At 31.4% G+C, this 20,920-nt stretch carries 18 protein-coding genes; 14 read left to right on the plus strand and 4 right to left on the minus strand.

The annotated features are described in order from the left end of the window. Positions 1-487: 487 nt before the first annotated feature. From B4G36_RS11565 to B4G36_RS11605, 9 genes are all read left to right on the plus strand, one after another. A complete protein-coding gene (locus tag B4G36_RS11565; RefSeq protein WP_291064112.1) occupies positions 488-1,084 on the plus strand; it encodes a thymidine kinase in 597 nt (198 codons plus the stop codon). Further along, the gene (locus B4G36_RS11570) at positions 1,071-3,536 is read left to right on the plus strand and encodes a bifunctional UDP-N-acetylmuramoyl-tripeptide:D-alanyl-D-alanine ligase/alanine racemase (protein WP_291064113.1); all 2,466 of its coding nucleotides are present in this window, start codon (positions 1,071-1,073) and stop codon (positions 3,534-3,536) included. The genes B4G36_RS11565 and B4G36_RS11570 overlap by 14 nt, the downstream gene beginning before the upstream one ends. A 58-nt stretch (positions 3,537-3,594) precedes the next feature. Next, the gene (locus B4G36_RS11575) at positions 3,595-3,873 is read left to right on the plus strand and encodes a DUF7683 domain-containing protein (RefSeq protein ID WP_291064114.1); all 279 of its coding nucleotides are present in this window, start codon (positions 3,595-3,597) and stop codon (positions 3,871-3,873) included. Between the two features lie 105 nt (positions 3,874-3,978). Then, positions 3,979-6,144 (plus strand): patatin-like phospholipase family protein, encoded by a 2,166-nt coding sequence (locus B4G36_RS11580; RefSeq protein WP_291064115.1) that lies wholly within the window; start codon positions 3,979-3,981, stop codon positions 6,142-6,144. A 4-nt stretch (positions 6,145-6,148) separates the two neighbouring features. Then, positions 6,149-6,574: an rRNA maturation RNase YbeY gene (gene ybeY / locus B4G36_RS11585; RefSeq protein ID WP_291064116.1), complete on the plus strand. Its 426-nt coding sequence runs from the start codon at positions 6,149-6,151 to the stop codon at positions 6,572-6,574. A 54-nt stretch (positions 6,575-6,628) separates the two neighbouring features. Next, the gene (mnmG, locus tag B4G36_RS11590) at positions 6,629-8,500 is read left to right on the plus strand and encodes a tRNA uridine-5-carboxymethylaminomethyl(34) synthesis enzyme MnmG (RefSeq protein ID WP_286495677.1); all 1,872 of its coding nucleotides are present in this window, start codon (positions 6,629-6,631) and stop codon (positions 8,498-8,500) included. A 1-nt stretch (position 8,501) separates the two neighbouring features. After that, positions 8,502-9,395, plus strand: a complete 894-nt coding sequence (locus tag B4G36_RS11595; protein WP_291064117.1) for a class I SAM-dependent methyltransferase — start codon at positions 8,502-8,504, stop codon at positions 9,393-9,395. Between the two features lie 126 nt (positions 9,396-9,521). After that, a complete protein-coding gene (locus tag B4G36_RS11600; RefSeq protein WP_221854016.1) occupies positions 9,522-10,037 on the plus strand; it encodes a lipocalin family protein in 516 nt (171 codons plus the stop codon). Between the two features lie 26 nt (positions 10,038-10,063). Continuing rightward, positions 10,064-10,765, plus strand: a complete 702-nt coding sequence (locus B4G36_RS11605; protein WP_291064118.1) for an OmpA family protein — start codon at positions 10,064-10,066, stop codon at positions 10,763-10,765. A 69-nt stretch (positions 10,766-10,834) separates the two neighbouring features. Here B4G36_RS11605 and B4G36_RS11610 read toward each other — a convergent pair whose 3' ends face one another. The 4 genes from B4G36_RS11610 to B4G36_RS11625 all read right to left on the minus strand — a co-directional run bounded on the left by B4G36_RS11610 (position 10,835) and on the right by B4G36_RS11625 (position 15,117). Then, positions 10,835-11,926 carry a hypothetical protein gene (locus B4G36_RS11610; protein ID WP_291064119.1) on the minus strand — a complete coding sequence of 364 codons (1,092 nt, stop codon included), beginning with the start codon at positions 11,924-11,926 and terminating at the stop codon, positions 10,835-10,837. A 156-nt stretch (positions 11,927-12,082) separates the two neighbouring features. Continuing rightward, entirely contained in the window at positions 12,083-12,796 is a 714-nt protein-coding gene (locus B4G36_RS11615; RefSeq protein WP_291064120.1) for a pirin family protein, read from the minus strand. 339 nt (positions 12,797-13,135) lie between these two features. After that, the gene (locus tag B4G36_RS11620) at positions 13,136-14,089 is read right to left on the minus strand and encodes a 2-hydroxyacid dehydrogenase (protein ID WP_291064121.1); all 954 of its coding nucleotides are present in this window, start codon (positions 14,087-14,089) and stop codon (positions 13,136-13,138) included. 155 nt (positions 14,090-14,244) lie between these two features. Continuing rightward, the gene (locus B4G36_RS11625; RefSeq protein ID WP_291064122.1) at positions 14,245-15,117 is read right to left on the minus strand and encodes a diacylglycerol/lipid kinase family protein; all 873 of its coding nucleotides are present in this window, start codon (positions 15,115-15,117) and stop codon (positions 14,245-14,247) included. A 111-nt stretch (positions 15,118-15,228) separates the two neighbouring features. On the opposite strand from B4G36_RS11625, the gene B4G36_RS11630 reads away from it, so the two are divergent. The 5 genes from B4G36_RS11630 (at position 15,229) to B4G36_RS11650 (ending at position 20,812) form a co-directional block, all read left to right on the plus strand. Further along, positions 15,229-15,657: a SufE family protein gene (locus tag B4G36_RS11630; protein WP_219034091.1), complete on the plus strand. Its 429-nt coding sequence runs from the start codon at positions 15,229-15,231 to the stop codon at positions 15,655-15,657. A 29-nt stretch (positions 15,658-15,686) separates the two neighbouring features. Continuing rightward, positions 15,687-17,537, plus strand: a complete 1,851-nt coding sequence (locus B4G36_RS11635; protein WP_291064123.1) for a monovalent cation:proton antiporter-2 (CPA2) family protein — start codon at positions 15,687-15,689, stop codon at positions 17,535-17,537. Next, positions 17,518-18,522, plus strand: coding sequence for a glycosyltransferase family 9 protein (locus tag B4G36_RS11640; RefSeq protein ID WP_291064124.1), 1,005 nt, complete (start codon positions 17,518-17,520; stop codon positions 18,520-18,522). Before B4G36_RS11635 ends, B4G36_RS11640 begins: the two co-directional genes overlap by 20 nt. Before the next feature lie 57 nt (positions 18,523-18,579). Continuing rightward, entirely contained in the window at positions 18,580-19,632 is a 1,053-nt protein-coding gene (locus B4G36_RS11645) for an alkaline phosphatase family protein (RefSeq protein ID WP_284582941.1), read from the plus strand. 460 nt (positions 19,633-20,092) lie between these two features. Then, positions 20,093-20,812, plus strand: a complete 720-nt coding sequence (locus B4G36_RS11650) for a GLPGLI family protein (protein WP_291051299.1) — start codon at positions 20,093-20,095, stop codon at positions 20,810-20,812. Positions 20,813-20,920: the final 108 nt, after the last annotated feature.

Raw genomic sequence — 20,920 nt, forward strand, 5'->3', positions numbered from 1 at the left:
TTTTTAAAAAATGTAGCTTATTACACTGGAAAATTCAGGGGGATATCCAACTCTTATTTTCTGTGGTTCTTTTAAACTCATAATCTTATGTTTTTTTAATAGCCATTGATACTAAGATAAGTAAAATTAATATACATCTAACTTTCATCAAAGATGAAAAACTATGATAAACTACTGATTTCGAAAATCAAAGACTCATCTATTTCTATATATCTATATGGTCATTTATTCAAAAGTTACAACAAACCACTTCCGTAATCAATAAAAACACACAAGTATTATTATTTTTAAGGGAAACAATTCATTTCTAACTTAAAATCAATAAGATAATAGATTAATTTTATATAAATCTTACAACTTTTTTTATGAAGAGTCCACTAATAAGCTCATCTAAAGTTTCAAGATGAGCTTTAATCTACTTTTTACTTCTTTCATCTAATTTATTCCGTAAATTTGTTCTCACATTTTAATCTAAATTATTTGAACTATGTTCCTCGAAAATACCTTTAATCATAACAAAAAAAGTGGATGGATAGAAGTCATCTGTGGCTCAATGTTTTCTGGTAAAACCGAAGAACTTATACGCCGTCTAAAACGTGCCGAATTTGCCAAACAACGTGTCGAAATCTTCAAACCTACGATAGATACGCGTTATGCGGACCGCGAAGTCGTTTCACACAATCAAAATTCTATTACATCAACGCCAGTTGAGTATTCTTCAGCAATTTTATTATTGGCTGATGATTGCGATGTGGTAGGGATTGATGAAGCACAATTTTTTGATGAAGGAATTGTAGACGTAGCCAATCAATTGGCAAACGAAGGCAAACGCGTTATTGTTGCTGGTTTGGATATGGATTTCAAAGGTCGTCCTTTTGGTCCAATGCCCAATTTAATGGCGACTGCCGAGTATGTAACAAAAGTGCATGCAATCTGCGTTCGTACAGGAAATTTAGCCAATTATTCGCACCGAAAAATTGACAGTGATCGTCTTGTAGAACTTGGCGAAGTACTAGAATATGAACCATTAAGCCGAGCTGCTTTCTGGGAAGAACATAACAAACATAAAGTTGAAAACTTATAATCTAAATCAAATTGCAAGTATCATCAACGGTACTTTGATTGGAAATGGAGACGAAATCATCAATCAAATTTTCTTTGATTCGCGCATGATTGTCAATCCAATTCACGGAATTTTCTTTGCTTTTCACGGAAACCAAAAAGACGGACATTTGTTTTTGCAAGATGCTTATCAAAGAGGAATTCGAAATTTTGTCGTAGAAAAAGCGTTGACAAATTTGCCTCATGCAAATTTTATCGAGGTTGAAAATCCGCTACTTGCTTTGCAAAATTGGGCAAAAATTCATCGCAAACAATTTCATTTTCCTGTGATCGGAATTACCGGTTCCAATGGAAAAACGATTGTCAAAGAGTGGTTGAATCAATTGTTATGGAAAAAATTCTCGATTGTTCGTAGTCCAAAAAGTTACAATTCTCAATTTGGAGCAGCACTTTCTGTTTTGCAAATGGAAGAGAAAAACGATTTGGGTATTTTCGAAGCTGGAATTTCGATGCCAAATGAAATGCAAAATCTCGAAGAAATTATTCAACCAACAATAGGTGTGTTGACAAAAATCGGAGAAGCGCATTTAGAGAATTTTAAAAATCAAGATGAATTGATTCAGGAAAAACTGAAACTATTTTCTCATGTTGATAAATTAGTTTTCAATATCGAAAACGAAAAAGTTCATCAAGCTATTCTTGAAAACGCTCATTTAGCAAAAACAGATAAATATACTTACGGTTACTCCAATTCTGCCACTGTACAGATCAAGCAAATACAAAGTAATCAGACTAATACGCAAATTTCTATTTTACATAATCAAGAAGAATTCACCTATTCGATTCCTTTTATCGATGATGCTTCGATTAAAAATAGTTTAATTTGCTTAACAACTTTGATTAGTTTAAACATTGATTATAAACAACTTAAAAACGAATTTAATCAACTTCTACCAATCGAAATGCGTTTGGAAATTAAAGAAGCGATTAATCATTCAATTTTAATTAATGATACCTTCAATTCTGATCTAAATTCATTAAAAATTGGTCTAAATGTGCTAAATCAACAACCACGTGACAAAAAATCGTTGGTATTGACGGATATTTTACAAAGTAACTTATCTGACCACGATTTATATCAACAAGCAGCCAATTTAGTCAACCCTTATCATTTTGATGAGATAGTTTTGATTGGAGAAAAAATTTCTCAGTTCAAACATTTATTTGAATCTTATGTTCGTTCATTCAATTCGACTGAAGAATTCTTAGAGCAGTTCCGTCATCAAAATGTCGACAACGAAGCTATTTTATTAAAAGGCGCTCGTCCGTTCAAATTAGAAAAAATTTCGAGTGAATTAGAAACACGTTCCAACGATTCTGTTCTTGAAATTAATTTGCAAAACCTTATAGAGAATATAAATGTGTACCGCTCATTGCTAAAACCTACCACAAAATTGATGTGCATGGTAAAAGCGAATAGTTATGGAACAGGAAGTTTTGAGGTAGCAAATACCTTACAAAATAACGGAGTCGATTTCTTAGGCGTTGCGATTGCAGATGAAGGAAAAGAATTGCGCGAAGCTGGAATTACCATTCCAATTATCGTCATGAACCCGGAACAAAGTAGTTATTCTACGGTTATCGATTATCAATTGGAACCAGAAATCTATAGTTTACGCGTCTTGAAATTATTCATTCAGAAACTACAAGAAAAACAGATTTCTTCACCCTATCCAATTCACCTGAAAATGGAAACAGGTATGAATCGTCTTGGTTTTCATGAAGATGATTTCGAAGAATTAATTGCAATTCTAAAAGATAATTCACATGTTTATGTTCGCTCAATTTTCACTCACTTAGCAACTGCCGATATGCCAGAGGAAGAAGAATATGCGAAATATCAATTAGAACGTTTTGATAATAGTTATGCGGCAATTACAACTGCTTTAAACATAAAACCAATCAAACATGCGTTAAATTCTCCTGGAATTGTAGCGTATGGAGAACATCAATATGACATGGTTCGTTTAGGAATCGGAATGTATGGCTACTCTGAATATACCGATTTTATGGAAAAATATTTGAAACCTGTTGTGCGTTTCAAAACGGTAATCTCTCAGATTTCAGAGATTGAAAAAGGCGAAACTGTAAGCTATGGGCGTCGTTTTACAGCGGAGCGTCATACCAAAATTGCAACTTTACCTGTAGGTTATGCCGACGGCATTCGCCGCTCACTTGGTTACGGAAAAGGAAAAGTGGGAATTAATGGACATTTGGCTACAATTACTGGAACCATTTGTATGGATATGATGATGGTTAATGTAACAGATATTCCGTGTAAAGAAGGTGATGAAGTAACTATTTTTGGAAACTCGCCAACTTTGGCCGACGTTACCGAATGGTTAGGGACAATTCCTTATGAAGTCCTAACTTCGGTTTCCCAACGTATAAAACGCGTTTATTACAAAGAATAATATACTGAAAAAGGGCTACTGAAAAGTAGCTCTTTTTTTGTATTTTTAAAAAAAATAAATGGATAAAATAATTAGATTAATTGAAGAGTATAATAATTCTGATGATTCATTACACAATGAATTTGAATTAGAGATATCTACTGAACAAATCTTAACCCATTTAGATAATTTCATCTTATATGACGACGATTATCCAACAGAAATATATGATTCATATCCACTTTCTACTTCACAAATAGAAAAATTAAAGCCTTTTCTAAAAGTAAATAAAGCTTTTTTTCCCGACTTTTCGAAATTTTCATATTATTTAAGTTGTTATGAAAATAATGTTGAATAGTTAAAGTATCAATTCTACAACTTAGATTCAAAATTGCTATCTTTATTCCTCAATTTAGATCAATTTATGCGCAGTCTTTTTACTTTCATTTTCATTATTTCTACCATGGCCTTTGCACAAGAAACAAAGAACGATTCAACGCGTCTAAAAGTTGGTGTTGTATTGAGTGGTGGCGGTGCAAAAGGTTATGCACACGTTGGCGCTTTAAAGAAGATTGAAGAAGCAGGAATCAAAATTGATTACATTGGAGGTACAAGTATGGGCGCAATTATAGGCGGATTATATGCGGCTGGTTATACGCCTGACGATCTTGAGAAAATTATGCATCAATTAGATATTTCTTCGCTGATTACGCAAAATAAGGATCGTGCAGAAATTCCTTTTTTCGAGAAAGCATACAAAGAAAAATATATCTTAGAATTACCTTTTGATAAGTTCAAATTAACGATTCCTAATGCCATTTCAAAAGGACAAGGTCCACTTGATTTATTGACTTATTTATTGCGTCCAGTTCATGATATTGATGATTTCAATAAACTTCCAACACCTTTTGTTTGTATCGGAACTGATCTCGAAACTGGAGAAGAAAAAGTCTTTCGTTCGGGATTTTTACCTCGTGTTATTTTGGCTTCAGGCGCATATCCAACCATGTTAGATCCTGTCACAATTGATGGTAAAATATATGTTGATGGTGGCGTTGTCAACAACTTCCCCGTGAAAGAAGTGAAAGAAATGGGGGCTGATATTATTATCGGTGTCGAATTGGGTGATGGTTTACAAAAACGTGATGATCTAAATTCTGCTATTGATATTTTGAGTCAAATTATGACGATGAGCATCGTTAAAAAAACAAATGAACAAAAGAAATTAGTCGATTTATTGATTAAACCAGAGTTAAAAGAATATGCTGTCACGAGTTTTGACGAAGTAGATTCTATTTACAATCGTGGACTTATTGCTTCGGAAAAAGTATATGATCAACTGAAAGAAATTGCAAAAAAACAGCATGCTTCAAACAAAACTCGAAACGAAATTAAACTTGATGATTATGTTTTGGTGAAAGAAATTGAAGTAGAAGGATTGAAAAACTTCAACACAAATTACATCGAAGGTAAGTTAGGGATTCGTACTCCTGAAATTATAAAATATGATGATTTAAAAGCTGGAATTTCGAAACTATATGCTTCAGGAAACTTCAATAATATCACGTATAAAATCTCAGAAATTAACGATGAAGAGAATTTATTAACGTTAAAAGTTCAAGAAAATAAGACCAAACAATCTATCCGTTTTGGATTACATTACGATGATTTATTTAAAACAGGATTACTTTTAAACTTCACTTCAAAGAATTTATTTGTCAAAAACTCGGTGCTTTCTGCTGATGTTGTGGTTGGTGATTATGCGCGATACAACATCAATTTTTTTATTGATAATGGTTATTTTCCAAGTATTGGTTTCAACTCTTTTTCGCATTATTTTGACAAAGAAATTGATCTAAGAAACTTCTTTGGTCAAGATAATATCTACAAAAAAGTAAATTATAACTTTAGAGAATACATCAATCAACTCTACATTCAATCCACAATTAAAGAAAAATTTGCGATTGGCGTTGGATTGGAGCATCAATACACAAAAGTTTTCACAAATAATTTTATTGCTTCTAATCAAGAATTTCCAGCAAAATCAGAAGGTTATTATTGGAAAGGGTATGGATATATCAAAGCAGATAATCGAAATAATGCAAATTTTGCGCGTAGTGGTTTAAAATTTGATGGAAGTTTCAAGTATTTATTTGATTCTAATGTAACTGGGTTTGAAAATAACTATTTGTTAGAATCGAGTTTAGAGGCAAATTTTCCATTAAATAATTTCCTAAGTTACAGATTTACTGCTAACTTTGGAACCTTTTTCAACGATAATGTATCAATGCCTCAGAAATTTTTTCTAGGAGGTTATGTTGAGCAAGATTTTTTCAATTATACAAAGTTTTATGGGCTTCCTTTTGGTTCTGCGATTGGCGACAATCAATTGCTTTTTGGCTCTCATATTCAAGCTCGAATTTTGAAAAATCATTACACAAGTCTATTTATGAATATAGCAAATATCACAGATAGATTTGAGCAATTGAGTTTAACAGATTACAAATATCTTGGGTACGGCATTACCTATGGCTACGATAGTCCATTAGGACCTTTAAATTTCATTTGGAGTTATTCGCCTTACACAAAAAAAGGATTATTTAATTTAAGTTTAGGTTACTGGTTTTAGAACAATGATAGAATTATTTTACGAAACAGATTTTGAGCTAAAAGATGCTCAAACTTGGATAGATTGGATCGTAGAGAGTATGAAGAATGAGGGGAAAACAATAGAAGATTTAAACTATATTTTCTGTGATGACGAATACTTACTTCAAATTAATCGACAATATTTAGACCACGATTATTACACAGATGTTATCGGTTTCGATAATTCTATTGAAGATGAATTGATGGGTGATATTTTTATTAGCGTCGAACGAATCAAAGATAATGCTGAGCAAAATAATGTTTCTTTTGAAAACGAATTGGCTCGAGTAATTATTCACGGAATATTACATTTTGCTGGTTATATGGACAAAGAACCTGATGACAAAGAATTGATGACTGCTAAAGAAAATCAATATTTAGAAACATTTAGTAGCTATCTAAATCAATAATGTTCCACGTGGAACATTTATTATTTTAACAAGAAAAATAAGTTTACAAATCAAATGATATTTCAATCAGAATATGATGTAATTGTAGTTGGTGGTGGTCACGCAGGTGCAGAAGCAACAGCGGCAGCAGCCAATTTAGGAGCAAAAACGCTTCTTGTGACAATGAACTTACAAACAATCGGACAAATGTCTTGTAATCCTGCTATGGGTGGAATTGCGAAAGGACAAATTGTTCGCGAGATTGACGCTTTAGGTGGATACTCTGGTATTATCACTGACAAAACAGCGATTCAATTCAAGATGTTGAATCAATCAAAAGGTCCAGCAATGTGGTCTCCACGTGCGCAATCAGACCGTATGCGTTTTGCAGAAGAATGGCGTTTATCTTTAGAGAGAACAGAGAATGTTGACTTCTTTCAAGATATGGTGAAAAATTTAATCATCGAAAATGGTAAAGTTTGCGGAGTAATTACAGCCATGGGAATGAAAATTCGTTCTAAGTCTGTTGTACTTACAAATGGTACTTTCTTGAATGGTTTAATTCATATTGGAGAAAAACAATTTGGAGGTGGACGCATGGGAGAATCTGCTGCTTTCGGAATTACGGAACAATTAGTTGATTTAGGTTTCGAAGCTGGACGAATGAAAACAGGTACTCCTCCACGTGTAGATGGTCGTTCTATCGATTATACGAAAATGGTGGAGCAACCAGGTGATGAAAATCCTTCAAAATTCTCATATACAAATACACAAAAATTAACAAAACAACGTTCTTGTTGGATTACTTATACGAATCAAGAAGTTCATGATTTATTGCGTGAAGGCTTTGATCGTTCTCCAATGTTTAACGGAACAATTAAATCGACAGGACCAAGATATTGTCCATCTATCGAAGATAAAATTAATCGTTTTGCAGACAAAGATCGTCATCAGATTTTTGCTGAACCGGAAGGTTGGCACACGATGGAATTCTACATAAATGGATTCTCAACATCTTTGCCAGATGATATTCAAGCAAGAGCTTTACGTTCTGTTCCTGGTTTTGAAAATGCAAAAATTTTACGTCCAGGTTACGCCATCGAATACGATTATTTTCCACCCACACAGTTAAAACATACGCTAGAAACTAAGTTAATTGATAACTTATATTGCGCTGGTCAAATTAACGGAACAACAGGTTATGAAGAAGCTGCTTCTCAAGGTTTGATGGCGGGTATAAATGCTGTGTTAAAAATTCAAGGAAAAGATCCATTTATCTTAAATCGTAACGAAGCTTATATAGGAGTTTTAATCGACGATTTGATTACAAAAGGTACAGAAGAACCTTATCGTATGTTTACATCTCGTGCAGAATATCGTATCTTATTGAGACAAGATAATGCGGATGAACGTTTGACAAGAAAAAGTTTTGAATTAGGCTTAGCCTCAGAAGATCGTTTGAGAAGAATGGAAGAAAAATTTGACAAGGCTGAAAAGTTAGTTAATTATTTTGAAGAAAATTCAATCAAACCACAAGAGATAAATGATGTAATTGAAGAGCGAGAAGGAACACCTTTGAAACAACCAAACAAAATGATTTCGGTTATTTCTCGTCCTGAATTAAAGCTTTCTGATTTCACAAAATTAGATCGAGTAAAAGAGTTTATTGAAACGAATGAATACGATCAAGAAGAATTAGAGCAGACAGAAATTCAAATAAAATATAAAGGTTATATTAAAAAAGAACAACAGAATGCAGATAAATTGCATCGTTTGGAAAATCTAAAAATTCCAGCTGATATAGATTATCATGTCTTTGGTTCGATGTCGATAGAAGCTCGTCAAAAATTAACAAAAATAAAACCTGCAACGGTAGCACAAGCATCAAGAATTAGTGGTGTATCACCAGCAGATATTAGTGTATTATTAATTTACATGGGAAGATAATATGGAAAATGTTCCACGTGAAACATCTAAAGAAAATCCTTCAAAAGAAGGATTTTCTGGTATTAAGAAATTAGATTTAAAAGATTATTTTTTAACAGGAGAAAAATTCGAAATATACGAAGATTCAGAAACTGAAGTTTTGTATACTCTTCCCCAACCTATCGAAAATTTAGGAAAGTACTACGAAAGTAAAAATTACATTTCCCATACAGATGGAAAGAAATCTATTTTTGAACGTTTTTACCAAATGGCAAAATCTATCAATTTGAACAATAAATTAGAATTGATAAATAAAGTTTCAAATGGTAAAAATATTTTGGATTATGGTTGTGGTGTTGGAGATTTTTTAGAACATCTACAAAAAAATGGGTATGATGTTTTGGGAATGGAACCAAATGATTCGGCACGAAAAATTGCACAATCTAAAATTGGAAAGGAAAAAGTTACTTCTACAGAATTAGAACATAATGATCAAAAATTTGATATCATCACGTTGTGGCATGTCTTAGAACATATTCCAAACTTGAATGAAATCATTCAACAATTAAAAAATCATTTATCAGAAAATGGTCGATTAATTATTGCAGTTCCAAATCACAAATCATATGATGCAGAATATTACGGAAAATATTGGGCTGCATATGATGTACCAAGACACCTTTGGCATTTCTCTGCAAGTAGCATGAATAAGCTTTTCAACAATTTTGGTATGAAAATTGAATCTATCCACCCGATGAAATTAGATTCTTTTTATGTGAGTCTACTATCTGAAAAATATAAAGGTAATAAGTTAGGTTTTATCAATGCGCTTAGAATTGGTTTGAAGTCTAATGCTCAAGCTAAAAAAACAGGTCAATATTCTTCTTTAATCTATATTATTAAAGCTGAAAATTAAAATAAGCGTTTTTAAAGAATGATTATCTAATCAGATGTATTAGAAGTCGTTTTTTTTCTAAAAATTTATTAAATCTAATTTATAAAAGCCATTTTTTAAGATTAATAATAGATAAAATAAATAGCTATGAAAAAAAGTATTTTATTATTTGGGATATGCGCTTCAGCATTTTTAACTTCTTGTGCATCTACAACCGTTGCAAAACAAGAAATACAAACTGGTAAAGAAGTAAGAGGTGCATGGACTTTGACAAATGTAGACTACCAAGGTTTAACAACCAACGAGGTACAAGGTAATGTAAAAGTTACAGATGCAGTTTCAAAAGTTTTTGACACAGCAAACCCAGAATGTTATGAAGGTTCTACATGGAACTTAGTTCAAAACAACAAAAAAGGAACATATACATTTAATAACGCTGGCGGAGATTGCCCTTCAGGAACAGCAAATATTATTTGGGATTTACAACAAGATGGTTCTACAACTTACTTTATCTTCAAAGATGTTACAGGAATCAAAGCGAAACAAAATACAGCAGGATATAAAATGCGTGTAGATTATGTTGATGCAAATTCGATGAAATTGGTACAAGATATCAATGCAAACGGAAAAATTGCACAAGTGATTTATAACTTCGTACGTTAATCAACAATTTAAAAAACTTAGAAATTATGAAAAAAATAAATACTAAAATAGCCGCAATTGTATTAGGAGGATCATTTATTATGTCTTCTTGTACAGCTGTACAAAATGCAAATAATACACAAAAAGGTGCTGGTATTGGTGCTGTTGCTGGTGGGGTTATTGGAGGAATCTTAGGTAATAATATCGGTAAAGGTGGTAACACTGCTTTAGGTGCTGTAATTGGAGCTGCTGTAGGTGGAGCTGCTGGTGGTGTTATTGGTAACAACATGGATAAACAAGCGCAAAAAATTGAGCAAGTTTTACCAGGTGCAGAAGTAGTAAGAACTGAAGAAGGGATTAACTTAATTTTAGATGAAAACTCTAAAGTTACCTTTGATTACAACAAAGCTTCTTTAACTGCTGTTGCTAAATCTAACTTAGATAAATTAGTAGAAGTTTTCAACGAATATCCTGATACAGATTTATTAATTGTTGGACACACTGATAACGTAGGTTCTCAAAGTTATAACTTACCATTATCTCAAAAACGTGCACAGTCTGTAAAAGATTATTTAGTTTCTAAAGGTATTTCTTCTTCTCGTTTAACATCGAAAGGAAAAGGTTTAGAGGAACCAATTGCTGATAATACAACAGTAGAAGGACGTGCTCAAAACCGTCGTGTAGAGATTGCAATTACTGCAAACGCAAAAATGAAAGCTGACGCTGCTAAAGAAGCAAACGGACAATAATTCATTTCAATATAAAACAAGAAAAGCGTTCAGATTTTGAACGCTTTTTTATGTTTAATACGTTTACGATTATTTAAAATTAACCACAAACCATTTATTATTAATCTTTTCTAAAGTAACTTGATACGTCTTAGAAGATTGGTCTTTTAAATTTGCATTCACTTCAACCAAAGCTACTTTTTCATCTGCATCTAACACTTTTGCATCATTAATTGTTGCTTGCTCTAAATTCTTAATTGATTCATCAGAAGAAAATTTTTGGAAAGTATTCCATTCTCCACTTCTTGTCAACGCAAAAGCGCCAGAATAATTTTTCTTAGATAAATTTGTCATAAAACGATTCGAAAGAGATTTTACCATTCCAGCTTCTTTGCTTACATGTGCAGGCGTACTTTCAACCAAAAGAGAATCTACAACCTCAGCAGCACCAACTAAATTCAACGGAACTTTTACCGCTTTACGATTCGTTAAATATCGTTCAGAATTCGGAATTCGAACCAAAATATCTAATCGATCACTCTTAATTTTAGAAGCATCTAATGACGAATATTTAATATTAATTGTATTTTTTCTGTACAAATCATCCATAGAATTTGGATCAATTGTAGAACGAAATGTGTACACAATACTACCTGAATTAAACACTTCTATTGTTGCCGTTACAGCTTTATCCAACTGAATTTCCTCTCCTTGCACATTATAAAAGAATGGCGAAATTGCAATTCCTTTCTCATCTTGTTTTACACTAAAATCAAAACGTTGTACATTAGAAGTCGGTTCAGCAGGCGTTTCTACAGTTTCGGTTGCGCCTGGTTTTGGAATTCCATTCACCAAAGGAACTTGATTTCTATTCCATGTAAATTTATTTTGTAATGCAACTTTTTCTGCAATATCAAAAACCTCATCTACCGTTTTTCCATCTAACAACGTACGCACAATTCCCCAACGCGCTTCATTATCCATTGATTGACTTGTGTTGTACTCGAAAATAATTTGCAAAGCTTCCTTAAATTTATCTTGTTGCATAACAGGCAAAGCCTTCGAAATTTTGTCTACCGTTTCACTAAAAGTTTGCGCAGATGTAGAATCAATTTCAATCTTATCATTTTTACAACTGATAATCATTAAAGCAAAAGAGGCAATGATGAATAAACGTTTCATATAGTATAGATTAAGTACGTTTTGAGTTAAAGTTTTATAAGAAGTAAATATACTAAATACTTGTGTTGATAATGATATTTTTTTAACAAAAAAAAAGCAAATTTCATTTCTGAAATCTGCTCTATATATAAAACAACTAAAACTTGAAAAAAATTTCTAAATATCCATAGGAACTTCGATTAACATCAAGCGAGAATCTTTTGCTACATTGAAAGAAAACTCGTTTGTATCTTTAATCTCGATGACATCTCTTCGTCCTAATTTGTTTCCGTCAAATTCAACTTCTCCTTCAACAACCATAAAGAAAACACCATTTCCTTCTTTTTGTACTTTGTATGTTTCTTGATTATCTTCTGTATAATTTCCTAAGAAAATCCATGCATCTTGATGAATCCAAACTCCTTGATCATCTGGATTTGGAGAAAGCACTTGGTATAATTCATTTTCTTTTGCAACTTCACGAACAGAAATTTGTTGATAGCGAGGCTCAACATTCATTTTATTTGGAATAATCCAAATCTGAAAAAAATGTCCTTCTTGGTTTTCATAAGCATTCATTTCACTATGAAAAACTCCTGTACCAGCACTCATTACTTGTACATCCCCAGACTCAATTACAGAACCAGTTCCCATTGAATCTTCGTGAGAAATTCCTCCTTTTGTAGGAATTGTAATAATCTCCATATTATCATGAGGATGTTTTCCAAATCCCATTCCTCCAGTAATTATATCATCATTTACGACACGCAAAGCTCCAAAATGAATACGGGCTGGATCGTAATAATTTGCAAAACTGTAAGAATGTTTAGAGTTTAACCATCCGTGATTTCCTCCACCTCTTGATTCTGATTTAAATATTTGGTAATTCATAGTAATTTATTTTTATACAAATTTAGGGTGCGAAAAAAACTTATCTATTGATATGTGATAAGTTATCAATTAACACACCTAGAAGATGAATAAAATTTTTTTAAATTATTAACGAAATGTTAAAAATAATTAATATTTTAGCATTCAGTTAACACATGAGACATATATATGCTATCAATTTCAGGCGAATCGACATTTAATGTTATACTTTGGATTCTACTCCAAATCGTTCTTGTTATTATAGTAGCAGTTATTTTGTATAAAGTTTACAAAAAACTTACAAAATGAAAAAAGGTTCCAAAATTTCGGAACCTTTTTAGTTTATATCAATTAATCATTTTACTGATTATTCTTCCAATCTATTATTTTATCACGAATAAACTCTGCTAATTTCACTTTACTTTGATGCGTCCAACCTGCAATATGTGGCGCTAAAACAACATTATCCGCTTGGATTAAATACTGAAATTCTTCTGGTAAATCAGATGCAACTAATTTCTCAAAACTCGATTTTTCAAATTCTAAAACATCTAAAGCAACACCTAAAACTTTTCCTGTTTTTAATGCTTCAACCAAATCTTTTGTCACAACAGATTTACCACGCGCTGTATTCACAAAATAAAATGGCTTTTTGAAGTTAGAAATAAATACTGCATTAATCATTTGCATCGTTTCTGGCGTTTGCGGCGTATGTAAACTTACAACATCTGCTTGCTCAAAAAATTCTTCTAACGAAACTTGTTTCGCAAATTCATTTCCTTTGTTTGGCAAAATATCAAAGCATATCACATTCACTTCAAAACCTTGCAAACGTCTCGCAAAAGCATTTCCCATGTTTCCATAGCCAATAATCCCAACCGTTTTACCTTTCAATTCATCACCACGATTTTCTTCACGTTTCCAAATTCCATTACGAACTTCGTTATCAGCTCTGCGCAAATGATGCATCAACATCAACAACATACCAATCGCATGTTCACCAACAGAATCTCGGTTTCCTTCGGGAGAATTAAATAAAACAATGTTATGATCAGCTGTAAACTCTTCGTCAATATTCTCCAAGCCTGCCCCTACTCTACCAATAAACTTTAAATTCGTTGCTTTTGCTAAAAAATCTTTATCAATTGGAAATCTACTCCTTACAATCAATCCATCATATTCATTAATCTTTTGTTCGATCATTTCTTTTGATGAAATATAATCTTCATCAACAATAAAACCAGCTTCGCGAAGTCCATTATTCAAACATTCATGATTAGAATCGATTGCTAAAATTTTATAAGGCTTATTCATTGCAAAAATTTTATTCAAAGTTACAACGAATGCAAGTATTATTATAAAATTGAAGATAAAAATGGTTACACACAAATCGTTTACAACTCAGTTAATAACATTTTAATTTATTGAAAATGTATGATTTATATTGTTAATTAAATAATAATTGAAGTTTAAAAAATGATTTTTAAACCATTTGGTATGACCTTAACTTTTACTTGAAGTGAATCGGTATTATGAATCTCTCCATCAAGTTGATACGTAATCGGATTATTATTTAAACTTTCAATCTTGAATTTTTTCACTTTTCGATACTTTGCTTTGTCTAATAAATCAATTTTCTTGGCTAAAACCAATACCGAAAAATAAAATTGTTCGAAAACATCTAAATCTTCAATCATCAATAAATCCAATTCTCCATCAGACAAATCAGCTTTCGGTGTAAAAGAGATTCCATAACCAGCAATGTTAGAATTAGAGCAGAATAGATAATAAAAATTTTTCTCAATAATTACATCATCAATATAAAGGCGAAACAATTTAGATTTATAATTCAACAACGTTTTCACAGATGCATCAACATAACCAGTAATCGTACGTTTTTGATTTTCTTCATATGTTTTGATAACTTCTGCGTCAATCCCAAAACCTAAATTGCTAAAAAAATAGTTATCCTCTACTCTACCAACATCAATCGTATGAACAATATGGTTTTTGATAATTTCGATTGCCTTGTTAATATCTTTCGGAATATTAAGATTTGTAGCCAAACCATTTCCAGATCCGGCAGGAATTATTCCCAACGGAATATTTTTTTTCACCAAAGCACTCGCCACTTCATTGATTGTCCCATCACCACCGCACGCAACAATAACATCTGAATTTTCTGCAATCGCCTCCTTCACCAATTCTTTTGCATGAAATTGATAAACGGTTTCTTTCAAAACGATTTCGTCTGAAGAATCAAATTTTGATTGTAAAAAATCGAGCGAAATATCGTGTTTTGCGTTTCCAGAATTAGGATTAACAATGAAAGTGTACTTCATTTTTGGGGAATTGAAATTTATCAAAACACAAAAATAAGAAATCTAAAAGAATCAAGCTATTTAACGTCTTTTTTTGAGGAAAAACTATCAAAAACTTTCTAACTTTGTCATATGAAAATTAAAGAAATTCAAAACGAAATAGTAGACGAATTCTCATTTTTTGATGATTGGGAACAACGCTACGAATATTTGATCGAGTTAGGAAAAAGCTTAAATAATTTACCAGAAGAAGCAAAAACAGATGATAAAATCATCAAAGGTTGTCAATCTTCTGTTTGGTTAGATGCAGAATTGGATGGTAATACAATCGAATTTAAAGCTGATTCTAATGCTATTTTACCAAAAGGAATTGCCGCATTATTGGTGAGAATGTATAATCATCAAACGCCAAAAGATATTTTAGAATCGGATACAGATTTTATCAACGAAATTGGTTTATCAGAATTTTTATCACCAACTCGTGCAAATGGATTATTAGCGATGATAAAACAATTCAAATTTTATGCGATTGCATTTCAATCAAAACAAAATAATAGTTAGACACATCATCTAATCAACCTTATAAAATAATGAACGACTTTTTAGGCCAAGCATTTATTTTTCTATTTTCCGCTGTAATCTGCGTTCCTATTTCCAAAAAATTAGGAATGGGTTCGGTTTTGGGATATTTAATTGCCGGAGTTTTAATTGGACCTTATGTGCTAAAATTTGTTGGCAATGACGGTACAGACATTATGCACGCCACTGAATTTGGTGTAGTTATGATGCTTTTTTTGGTCGGATTAGAACTTGATCCAAAGGAATTCTGGAAGATGAAAAATAAAATCATCAACCTTGGTGGAATGCAAGTTTTGGGAACAATAATTATTGCAACTTTAGTCGGAATATTTGCCTTGAAAATGGATTTTTCTTTGGCTCTTTCTATAGCTTTTGCAATAACCATGTCTTCAACAGCCATTATTATGCAAACGCTTAGCGAAAAAGGATTGACCAAAACAAACATAGGTAAATCAACTTTTTCAGTTTTGTTGTTTCAAGATATTATGGTAATTCCAATCTTAGCAATTATTCCACTTTTAGTTGGAGATTCCTTGATTCAGTCCATTGGAGATGATTCTAAAAGTTTGTTAGTTGGTGGACCAGCGTTCATGAAAACCTTGGTTATTCTTGGTGCAATTACATTTATTTATGTGATTGCAAAATACATTATTACACCTTATTTCAAGTATGTTGGACAATTACAAGTTCGAGAAATTTACACCGCTTCTGCCCTACTTTTAGTCATTGGAGTTTCAATTTTGATGCAAAAAGTTGGAATTTCTCCTGCCTTGGGAGCATTTATTGCTGGTGTTGTTTTGGCGAATAACGAATATAAACATCAATTAGAAAGTGACATTGAGCCATTCAAATCATTATTATTAGGAATCTTTTTTATTGCTGTTGGATCAACGATTAACTTTAAATTAATTGCAGATAAACCTTTTATGATTCTTGGATTAACATTTGGAATAATGCTAATAAAATCATTGGTTTTATGGTTTATTGGAATCAAACATAAATTTGATTTTGATCAGAAATGGTTGTTCATTTTGCTTTTATCACAAGTCGGAGAATTTGCTTTCGTTATCTTATCATTGACTCGAAATTTAGATATTCTAAACAAAGAATGGTACGATTTGATGTTAGCTACAACAGCGATAACAATGGTAATAACACCATTACTTTTAGTCTTAAATGAAAAATTAATTCTAAAATATTTTGGTGTAAAAACAAAAGTAAAAACAATCATTGAAAACGATAAAATAAATCCACATTCAGCAGAAGGTGAAATAATTATTGCTGGTTTTGGTGATTTTGGAAACACAATTAGTCGTGTCTTGAAAAGCACTGGAATAAAATCGATTGTTTTGGATAATGATAGCGAGCGTGTAGAGAAAATGCGCAAGCAGGGTTTTAATGTTTTCTATGGTGATGCAACAAATGTTAACTTACTAAAATCGGCTGGTGCTGAACATGCAAAATATTTTGTAGCTGCTTTGGATCCGCCAGAAATTAATCAAAAATTAGTTTATATTGTTCGTAAAAACTTTCCGAATTTAGAAATTATTGTTCGTGCAAAAAATCGTAGTTATGCGTATAATTATTTGAAAGATGGTATAGACGAAGTTTATCGAGAAAACTTTTTCTCATCTGTTTACGTTGGTAGACAAATCCTTATAAAATATGGTTTTTCACCTGAAGAAGCGTCTAAAATTGGGGAAATTTTCATAAAAAGTGACCGAAAATCGTTGCGTAAAATTGCAAAACATGCCGAAAATTCTGATCAATATTTTGAAGCATCTAAGGAAGAGTTTGAAAAGCAAATGAAAATGGTTGCAAAAGAAATTAACAATAGGAATAATGGAGAAAACGAATCATAAAAAACTATTAGTTTTACGTTTTTCTGCTTTGGGGGATGTTACAATGATTGCTCCTGTTTTAAAAGAGTTTATTGAACAAAATCCTAATGTCGAAGTTTATGTTGCTTCGCGCCCTTTTATGGGAAATATTTTCAAGCAATTTCCTCAAATCAAATTTATTTCGGTTGATTTGAACAAAGACTACAAAAGCTTTTGTAGCTTGTTCAAATTATACAAAGAATTAAAACAATATAATTTTGATTATGTAGCTGATTTTCATAATGTAATCCGATCAAAAGTAATTGCAACTCTATTCAAACTTAACGGAACAGAAACGGCTACTTTAGATAAAGGTCGTGAGGAGAAAAAAGCTTTAGTCAATCAAAAAAATCGCGTTTATAAGCAATTAAAATTAACAACTGAGCGCTATGCTGATGTTTTGCGTAAACTTGGTTTTAACGTCAATTTAAAGCATAAAATCGAACCAAAATCGATTAAGGAACCAAAATCAATTGGAATTGCACCTTTTGCAGCCTTTACAAGTAAAATTTATCCCATCGAAAAGATGAAAATCGTGACGAAGAAATTAGCTGAAAATGGGTACAAAATTTATTTATTTGGCGGTGGAAAAACTGAAATTGATGAATTAAAAACATGGGAAAATTTCAATCCAAACATCCATTCTTTAGCTGGAACAATCTCTTTTGAAGAGGAATTACAAGCAATTGCTAAATTAGAAGTAATGATTTCTATGGATAGTGCAAATATGCATTTAGCTTCGTTGATGGGTACGCGCACGATTTCTATTTGGGGTGGAACGCATCCATTTGCTGGATTTTTAGGTTATGGACAATCTATGAATGATGTGATACAAGACGAATCGATGAAAATTCGTCCAACTTCTATCTTTGGAAAAGATCCAAAAAAGTTTCAAAATTATGATTATTTTCAAAATTTGAGTGCCGAAGATGTTTATCAACAAATCGTCAATAAATTAGAAAAATAATACTTTTAAAAGCATCATATCGATGCTTTTCCTATTTTTATAAGAAATTATAATCACATGAAGTATACATTTCTTATTCTTTCCTTATGCTCAAATTTTTTATTTGCTCAAGAACCGAAAGTTATCTTGGTTACGCTGGATGGTGTTCGTTGGAAAGAAGTTTTTCGGGGAGTTGAAAAATCAATTTTAAATGATAAAAAATACAACTCACTTATTGTTCAAACTAATGAAAAATATTGGACAGAAGATTCTATAAAACGTCGCGAATTATTGATGCCATTTACATGGAAAACGATTAAAGAAAAAGGAGTTATTTTAGGAAATCGTGATGAACAAAACTTTGTTAATTTGACCAACAAAAGATTATGGTCTTATCCTGGATACAACGAAATTATTACAGGAAAAGCTGATGATGAGCGAATTAAAAACAACAAAGATATTCCGAATCCTAATGTATCAGTTTTTGAAATTGCAAATCAACAAAAGAATTTAAACAATAAAGTAATGGCTTTTGGAAGCTGGAGAATGTATACAAATATTTTGAATCAAGAACGTTCTAAATTGTTTGTAAATGCTGGATATCAAGATAGTTTTAATCAAAACAAATCTGAACGAGAATTGCTTATCGAACGTTTTCAATTAGAAACACCAAAACAATGGTGGGCAACAAGATTTGATATTTTTACGCACGAATTTGCGTTAGAAGCGATGAAAAATCAAAAGCCAAAATTACTTTTTATTGGTTATGGAGAAGCCGATGATTACGGACATGATGAAGATTACGATCAATATATTACTTCAATAAACCGCAATGATAGAATGATTGAGGAAATATGGAATTATGTACAAAGCGATCCATTCTATAAAGATCAAACAACTATTATTGTAACAACTGATCACGGACGTGGAAATGGAAGACAATGGTCAGAACATTATGATGAAATTCTTGGATCAGACGAAGGTTTTATATTGATGATTGGAAATGGGATTAATCCTAAAAAATTCAAACAGAAACAAACTTATCTCAATCAAATTGCCTCTACAATTGCTGATTTAATGAAAGTAAAAACATGGAATTATAAGGATTCTGGAAAGTCGTTATTGAAGTAAGATTTGTCTGCTTTGAATATCCGATTCCAACGGTAAAATGCGGTCTCCAGCGTGTTTTTCTAACTGAAATAATTTATTCAAAACGGCACTACTTTAGAATCAATAATTTAACCCATTTCAAAAAGGTGTATAATATTAATTATGTTAAGTTATTCAGAAGTGATTGATATTTTTAAACTCTGAAGAGCCTTTTTTTCTTTTACAAATTCTTCCATTGTAATGTACTTTTTTCTGTGTCATCAAGAGTGAAAAATAAATAATTTTACTATTTCTAATCTCTAAGTTTTCATACTATATTTTTATACCATTGATAATTGTAAAAATTAATAGTAATTTTTATACAAGTTTAATAAGATAACATACATATTATATTAAAAAAAATAAACAAATTTGCTGATCCTAATAATATATTTATTCAAATATACTTTTATTATAGTCTTCTATAATTAAATCAGAATTTATGAAAACAACACTTTCAATAATATATCTTTTATTTTTTACTACAATTTTCTGTCAAGAAAAATTAAAAATTGAATATGAATTCAGAAATGAGTTTGATTTTGAAAAAACTACAAATCAAATAAGTAGAGAAATATATAAAAATAGTAACGACAATAGGCTATATTTTGAGTTGATTACTTCTAAAAACGAATCTACTTTTAATAAAATTGATCGAGTAGACAATTCGCAAAATAAAAGTGGAACATCAATAAGTTTTGTGAGCGGACCAGGAGGATTTTATTATAAAAATCTGAAAGAGAAGTATTCCCTTTCAGAAATAAATTATAATAACAAGAATCTACTTATTTATGATTCTATTAAACAAATGAAATGGATTATTAAAAAAGAATATACAAAAATTTTAGGATTCGATGTAAAGAAAGCTACCCTTCAAGAGTCAGAAAATACATTTATTGAAGCTTGGTATGCGCCTAAGCTTGAATTTAAAAATGGTCCAACAAATTATGATGGTTTACCTGGAGTCATTTTAAAATTAACTATGATTAATAAAGATGGGAGTCAAGAAAATAAACAAATTTATTCAGCAATAAAAGTCAATGTGAGTGATAGATTTAAAATCTCTAAACCAACAAAGGGAAAACAGTTAAATCAAAATGATTTTGAAAAAATGATTCAAGAAGACAATATAGATTTTAATGAAACATTTTTACAAAAATAAAAAGGGTTAGACTATAAAGACACTGTACCAAAAACTGTGTAAGTATAAAATTCTGCTTGGGTTAAAATCGAGCAGAATTTTTTTTATACATTTAATATTTACATATTT

The sequence above is a fragment of the Empedobacter sp. UBA3239 genome, from assembly GCF_002362875.1.
GTDB lineage: Bacteria > Bacteroidota > Bacteroidia > Flavobacteriales > Weeksellaceae > Empedobacter > Empedobacter falsenii_B.

What these genes read in the sequence shown, in the direction of transcription:
- B4G36_RS11645 (WP_284582941.1), top strand. Translation starts at nt 18,580, where the DNA reads ATGAAGTATACATTTCTTATTCTTTCCTTATGCTCAAATTTTTTATTT.
- B4G36_RS11600 (WP_221854016.1), top strand. Translation starts at nt 9,522, where the DNA reads ATGAAAAAAAGTATTTTATTATTTGGGATATGCGCTTCAGCATTTTTA.
- B4G36_RS11575 (WP_291064114.1), top strand. Translation starts at nt 3,595, where the DNA reads ATGGATAAAATAATTAGATTAATTGAAGAGTATAATAATTCTGATGAT.
- B4G36_RS11580 (WP_291064115.1), top strand. Translation starts at nt 3,979, where the DNA reads ATGGCCTTTGCACAAGAAACAAAGAACGATTCAACGCGTCTAAAAGTT.
- B4G36_RS11605 (WP_291064118.1), top strand. Translation starts at nt 10,064, where the DNA reads ATGAAAAAAATAAATACTAAAATAGCCGCAATTGTATTAGGAGGATCA.
- B4G36_RS11640 (WP_291064124.1), top strand. Translation starts at nt 17,518, where the DNA reads ATGGAGAAAACGAATCATAAAAAACTATTAGTTTTACGTTTTTCTGCT.
- B4G36_RS11625 (WP_291064122.1), bottom strand. Translation starts at nt 15,117, where the DNA reads ATGAAGTACACTTTCATTGTTAATCCTAATTCTGGAAACGCAAAACAC.
- B4G36_RS11595 (WP_291064117.1), top strand. Translation starts at nt 8,502, where the DNA reads ATGGAAAATGTTCCACGTGAAACATCTAAAGAAAATCCTTCAAAAGAA.
- B4G36_RS11650 (WP_291051299.1), top strand. Translation starts at nt 20,093, where the DNA reads ATGAAAACAACACTTTCAATAATATATCTTTTATTTTTTACTACAATT.
- B4G36_RS11635 (WP_291064123.1), top strand. Translation starts at nt 15,687, where the DNA reads ATGAACGACTTTTTAGGCCAAGCATTTATTTTTCTATTTTCCGCTGTA.
- mnmG (WP_286495677.1), top strand. Translation starts at nt 6,629, where the DNA reads ATGATATTTCAATCAGAATATGATGTAATTGTAGTTGGTGGTGGTCAC.
- ybeY (WP_291064116.1), top strand. Translation starts at nt 6,149, where the DNA reads ATGATAGAATTATTTTACGAAACAGATTTTGAGCTAAAAGATGCTCAA.
- B4G36_RS11610 (WP_291064119.1), bottom strand. Translation starts at nt 11,926, where the DNA reads ATGAAACGTTTATTCATCATTGCCTCTTTTGCTTTAATGATTATCAGT.
- B4G36_RS11565 (WP_291064112.1), top strand. Translation starts at nt 488, where the DNA reads ATGTTCCTCGAAAATACCTTTAATCATAACAAAAAAAGTGGATGGATA.
- B4G36_RS11615 (WP_291064120.1), bottom strand. Translation starts at nt 12,796, where the DNA reads ATGAATTACCAAATATTTAAATCAGAATCAAGAGGTGGAGGAAATCAC.
- B4G36_RS11620 (WP_291064121.1), bottom strand. Translation starts at nt 14,089, where the DNA reads ATGAATAAGCCTTATAAAATTTTAGCAATCGATTCTAATCATGAATGT.
- B4G36_RS11630 (WP_219034091.1), top strand. Translation starts at nt 15,229, where the DNA reads ATGAAAATTAAAGAAATTCAAAACGAAATAGTAGACGAATTCTCATTT.